Origin of the sequence: Succinimonas sp. (assembly GCF_045225735.1) — a bacterium.
In the GTDB taxonomy this organism is placed as follows: Bacteria; Pseudomonadota; Gammaproteobacteria; order Enterobacterales; family Succinivibrionaceae; genus Succinimonas.
Genome location: NZ_JBGVBR010000338.1, coordinates 1 through 5,927 on the forward strand (window position 1 = coordinate 1; position 5,927 = coordinate 5,927).

General features: G+C 52.5%; 2 protein-coding genes and 1 pseudogene. 1 reads left to right on the forward strand and 2 read right to left on the reverse strand.

All coding sequences use genetic code 11. The annotated features are described in order from the left end of the window. A pseudogene (locus tag ACJROR_RS11965) lies at nucleotides 1-239 on the forward strand (ATPase); the annotation flags it as partial. Between the two features lie 460 nt (nucleotides 240-699). On the opposite strand, the gene ACJROR_RS11970 reads toward ACJROR_RS11965, so the two are convergent. Then, the gene (locus tag ACJROR_RS11970; protein WP_406547227.1) at nucleotides 700-1,980 is read right to left on the reverse strand and encodes a BspA family leucine-rich repeat surface protein; all 1,281 of its coding nucleotides are present in this window, start codon (nucleotides 1,978-1,980) and stop codon (nucleotides 700-702) included. A gap of 204 nt (nucleotides 1,981-2,184) precedes the next feature. Next, a partial coding sequence (locus tag ACJROR_RS11975; RefSeq protein ID WP_406547228.1) for a hypothetical protein occupies nucleotides 2,185-5,927 on the reverse strand: 3,743 nt, incomplete at its 5' end.

Below are 5,927 nucleotides of genomic sequence, written 5' to 3' on the forward strand. Positions count from 1 at the left end.
CCGGTGTTTTATACAAAAAAGAGATAGATTTTGTAGCCGTCAGACAAAGCGAAAAACTCTATATCCAGGTTTCCGAATATATTGACAATCCGGAAACCTTTGAAAGGGAGTACACCCCGCTTTTATCCATCAGGGATGCTTATCCGAAAATGATCCTTGCCCGGACTCGCCACGAGGAATATCAGTATGAGGGGATCAGGATAATTGATATTGCGGACTGGCTGACCGCAGCATCATGACTCAGCGCTTTTCAGAAACAGAGGCAGAGTTGCAAGCAAGTCTGGGAGATTTGGGTGAACAATTGGGACGCACACTGCCTGCTGCAAAAACATCCTCCCCCGCTGGACTGCGGCAGGCCCAGAACACAGCCAGCCTGAGCAATCAACACAGACAGAGAGAGAAATTAAAGTTTCGAGGAATAATAATTAAGGAAGGAAGACGCCTCCGGCGCTTCCTGTTCAATGATTAAAGGGGCTCCGCCTTTACCCCTGAACTGCATCGTTATTTCAATAAGCGAAGCGCTGACAGCCTCTTGAGGCCGGAATAAGTAGTTTAACAGGTTATACCGGCGGCTTGATGCGTACCTCAGGAATGGGCAACTCGGGCCACACCTAAGCTCAAGGCAAGCGATCTTCCCCAGCACTAGCCCCGAACTGCTGCCAGAAAAAAACGCTTGCGAACCTCACAAGCATTTAATTATCACTCATGATTGCGGGCATTATCCATCAATGCCGTCCCGAAAAACATTCCAGCCAAATCAGCAAGAGACGGTTTCAAATTATCAACCGGCTGATTAAAGGACTTTGCCTGAAAAAACATGAAACTCATTTTTTTAACGCTGGCGGTATTCCAGCCGGCAATTGGCTGATTAAAAGCCTCCGCTTTATAAAACATATTACCCATATCAGTTACATGGGAAACATCCCAATTTTCAACAGGCTGGTTGAAGGCTACAGCCCACCGAAACATCCCATTCATGTTTGAAACGCTGGAAGTGTCCCAGTTATCCACAGGCTGATTGAAGGCTGCTGCTGAATCAAACATGCCGTTCATGCTGGTGACATTGGATGTATCCCAGTCTCCCACCGGCTGATTAAAGGACTCGGCCCTGAAAAACATGAATGCCATACTGGTAACGGCTGAGGTATCCCAGCTGGAAACAGGCTGATTAAAGGATTGCGCATCATGGAACATCCAGCTCATGTTTGAAACTCTGGAGGTATCCCAGTTTCCTACAGGCTGATTGAAGGCTTCTGCCCCATGAAACATCCCTTCCATGTTTGAAACTCTCGAAGTATCCCAATTTCCTATCGGCTGATTGAAGGACTTTGCAAAAAGGAACATATGTCCCATGTCGGCAACCCGGGAAGTATTCCAGTTTCCTATCGGCTGATTGAAGGCTTCTGCTGAATCAAACATGCCGTTCATACTGGTGACATGGGATGTGTCCCAGTCTCCTATCGGCTGATTGAAGGACTTTGCCCTGAAAAACATGCATTCCATACCGGTAACGGCTGAGGTGTCCCAGCCGGAAATGGGCTGATTAAACACATCCGCCCCGGCAAACATCCCCTTCATGTCGGTAATTCCGGAAGTGTCTCTGAGATTAACGCATTCCAATTTGTCAAAATTCATAAAGGCACAGGCCAGACTGCGCACATTAGGGCCAAGTCGCACTTCAAACTCAATGCGCTTCGGAGAAATACCTTCATGCTGCAAAAACGGATTATTGGCAAAACGCTCTTTAACACCCTTAAAAAAAGGATCGGAAAAGTCATCATGTTCTATCAATTCTGCGCATTCATCCAGCGGATAAGCTGCCTGATCAAAGTAATCCCTTTTGGTGAACTCGTAGTTGATGGTAAGCGACTGCAGCCTGTTTTCCGCAATCCTGAGGCGAATATCATCAGTGATATCGTCCGGCGAATTAAGCACGGGATTCAGGATATCGGTATTCTCATCATTCATGACATTACTCATAAAAAAACTCCTCAATACATACGACAGTTCCCTTAAGGTACTGCAAAATAATAACTGCCGAATTTTATGGTTTGGGAAATATCCTGCAGCTCCAATCTCCATGTAACTCACTTTTGGAATGGAACCGCTATACTCGACTACATCTTGATTTCGCGCCAAAATCAGCGTTCCCGGGCGCGCCGTTATCTCCGGAGTCAGCAGACATCACAGCCCCTGAAGACAGGTACGCCCCTTGCGGTTTGAATTCCGATCCACCGCCTGCTGCGTCCGGTAATTGTCCAGGGCCTTGTAGTAGCCGCACTCCATGAGAGCCTCGGCGTGAGTGGGCATGGGATAGTGCCAGCACCCGAAGCCGGAAGCCAGACAGGCGCCGTTGCCGCCGCAGCTGGATTTTTTGCCGGTCTTGGGGTTATAGCCGATCCCCACCTGAACGGAAGCGCCGGAAGCCGCTCTCCCGCTGTAACCGCCGCAGAGACAGTGCACGAGGTCGTTATGGCCCAGGGTTTTAGCAATCAGCATAATTTCCTTTTCCCGCATCCTTTTGGCTTCCCGGAGATTGGCATGGAGATGGCCGCTTTCATCAAAATTGTCCCAGCCGCATTCGCAGCCGAGGTAGGCCACTTCATCCTTGTACCGCGAGGGGCCGAAGGAGCCGTCCATGTAAAGGCACAGCATATCCCGGGATTTCTGCTTCATGGTCTTGGGTGAGCATTTGTTCTTGTAGGAACCCTCGCCCCACTCAATTAGCTCGTTTTCAATGCGCTTCCGATTGTCGATATAGGCCTTGAAGGCCTCCATCTCCGCATCGCAGCCGTTATCCCACAGGGAGGTGAACATCCCGGTTAATCCTTCATGAAGCCGGGTTCCCGCGCCCTTCTTCCGGTTCTGCTCGAAAAGCTGATGGTTGTACCAGCTCCGGAAATTCCTGTCGCAATTGGGATATTCCTCAGTGTTGAGATTCATGAAGTCATCCGCCCAATGCCGGAGCTCATCCTTGAAATCGCTGTTCTTCTTTTCGATATTTTCCCACTGCTCGAACTGGAGTCTCAGGAAATTCAGGGCTTCCTCATCGGAAATCTCATCAGGGTTCAGCTTAATAGAATCATGACCTTCGGGATCGCCGCCCTTCTTCAAAAATCTGACATAGGCATTGGCAACAGTTCTGTTCTTTGAACCGAGAGCTTTCTGGGTGAGTTCGTTCCCCATGGTCTTGCACATGGTCTCCTTGGCCTGCTTAAGCGCCCGGGCGGAATGACCGGGATCCTCCTTCCAGATCCCGCCGAAGGCCTCATTTTTGTTGTCTCCGAAGGTCTTCCAGGCTTTGTAAACCCGCATCACCGAAACATCATTCACAAAACTCCGGGTGGCCTTGGCGGATTCATAGACAAACTTCACCGAAGCTATGCCGATGGCGATCTTGGGATCCAGAGAGAGAATGGCAATGGCGGCATTCATGGCAGTGTCCCCGCTTACAGAACCGTCCGTCATCCCCTCGGCTGCCAGAGCCGAAAGCTGATCAATGGTGCCAGCGCCCTTCTCGGCGGCGTTTCTGATGAATTCGCCCCGGGCCACCCGCTCCCGCTGCTCGGCCACCATCTTGAGATAGTTTTTGGCCATGCCGCTGTTATTGGTAAGCTGTTCATAGAGCTTCCGGTATTCCTTGTCGGGCATGAATATCATCTTGCGGGCGCTGTCGAGATTTTCCAGAAAGGCCACATGCTTCGGATCGCAGGCATCCCGGAGAGATCCGTAAACCCGTTTGTACTCCTCGTCGGACATGGTAAGAAGCTTGCTTTCCAGCGTCTTCTTGTTTTTGGTGATCATCTTGCTGATGCATTCCGAGCTGTCGCAGGCCTTAAGAGCTCCCTTAAGCACCATGGCCAGAGCATTGGCTCCCACCTTGGTCATATCCTTTTCGGAAAGGCCGTCCATAGCGGCGATGCCGTGCCCGTACATCTCCTGCGAAAACACAATCGCATCCCGGATCTTGCCGATATCCGTGGCAAACTGGTAGTTCTGGAGGATTGCGGTGCCGAAATCCATAATGGCGGCATCGAAATTCCCGTCCCGTCCCAGAGTGATATCCAGCCGGGTCTGGGCATTAATAACCTCCCGGAGCTCGTCATGGCACTCCCGGATATCCACCCGGGCCTTGGAAAAACGGTATTCCCCGTAGCCGGGAACCAGGGCTCCCGGTTGGTCAGCGTCCGGATAATACAGCGAATAATCCTGACCGAAGGCCGCGCCCGAGAGATGCTCATCAGGATCCTGTCCCAGCATGCGGTAAAAATTTTCCAGATCGGCATCCGGAGACTCCTTTCCGGCAATATCCGGCACGGCGCAGCCCCGCTGTTCCCGGCCGTAATCAATCACGGCGTACCGGAGCGCATAGAGCTCCTCAGGAGCGGACAGTTCCCGGGCAGCCGGATCCGCCCCGAACCGGAAGGGAATGATGGCGCCGGATGAGGGGGAATTCTCGGAGGGATCCCGATGAAGCGCGGGAACGTAAAATTCCCTGGCAACCCTTTGCGAGAATTTCTTCCGGCTTTCCTCCTCGGTAAGCGTCTTGCCATTCCCCGAAGCCGGCTTTCGGAGATCCTGAAGCAGCTTTTTATCAGCGGCGGCAATTTCCTTTTCGGACAGGATCCGGAGATCCTTCTTCGCCAGAAGCATGCCGTCCTCCTCGTTACTGCTGTAAAGCCGCACCTCATAGTCTCCCGGAGTCATTTCATAGGTGCCGGCAGCAACGGAAAACTTTATATTGTGCGCAATAACGTAGCTGTCGTCCGGGTGCTTTTCAAAAATTTCCTTCGCAGTTCCTGAGGCGTTTTTCGGGACCAGGGCGATAAACGAGGAATCCCGGACTCCGATACGGTTAGTGCCGGTAATGGTTAGCGAGGAATCCGGCTCGATTTCGTCATAGGGAAGATCAATAACGGCTGCGGGAATGTCATAGGGGGACTCCCGAACAATAAAGTCCCGGGAGACCTTCGGAGGATTGTCGCCGCCGCCGTTCATGGTGATAACCGCCGTGTATTCTCCCGCCTCGTAAACAGTGCCGAACCCGTTAAAATTATTGCCGGGATAGCATTCGTACCAGTTATCGATCAGAGGTTTTTCGGCGCCCTTTCTGAAAATTTTCCGGGTGGCGTTCTTCCCCTCCCATTCCGGAGTCCAGTTAAAGATGAAATTAACCCGATCTCCGGCATAAAGCTCTGCGGGAATGATAAGCTCGGGGGCGGCAGGCGCGGCGCTCCGGGGCTTTTTCACCTTGAATTTCAGCAGGGAAACCGCAGGAGAGTTATTCTCTGTCCGCCAGAACGCCTTGCAGGTCCGGCAGCCCCGGTAGAACAGGAGCGCGTAATCCCCCTCCTCCTCCGGAGCCCTCATGGGAAAGCCGAACTCGGGACCGCGAATCTCCCGAATATTTCCGGTTTCCTCAAGCGCCTTGACATCCTTTCGCGGGGTGTTGCCGTCATCCCGGGCCAGGACGATCCAGCCGTCCCCGGGATCCTCATCAAGGCCCAGCACCTCAATGAAGAATTCCTCCTTGGGGGCAAAGACATTCCGGGGAATCGCAAAGCTCACCTCGTCCTCCCCCTCCACCCGAAAACCGTAGCGTGCCAGAAGACTCCGATCGTTTTCATCGTCATTAAAGACTCTGATTTCATAGGAGCCCGGTCTTTCCGGAGCCAGAAGCTGCAGAAAAACCGTCTTTTCCGCGTATTTGAGATCGATGTCATTGATCATGCTCTTAAGAGAGGAGGCGGCATCCGCGGGGACGCCCGCTCCGGTCATCACAATCTGCGCATAGCGGGACAGCTTCGCGTATTCCGGCCTCCGGAGTCTCAGCACGAATTCCTCTCCCGGAGTCAGCACCCCGTCCAGAGGGCCGCCTTCCAGCTCAAAGCCCGGCAGAACGCTTTCGGAGACAGGAACGGGATCGT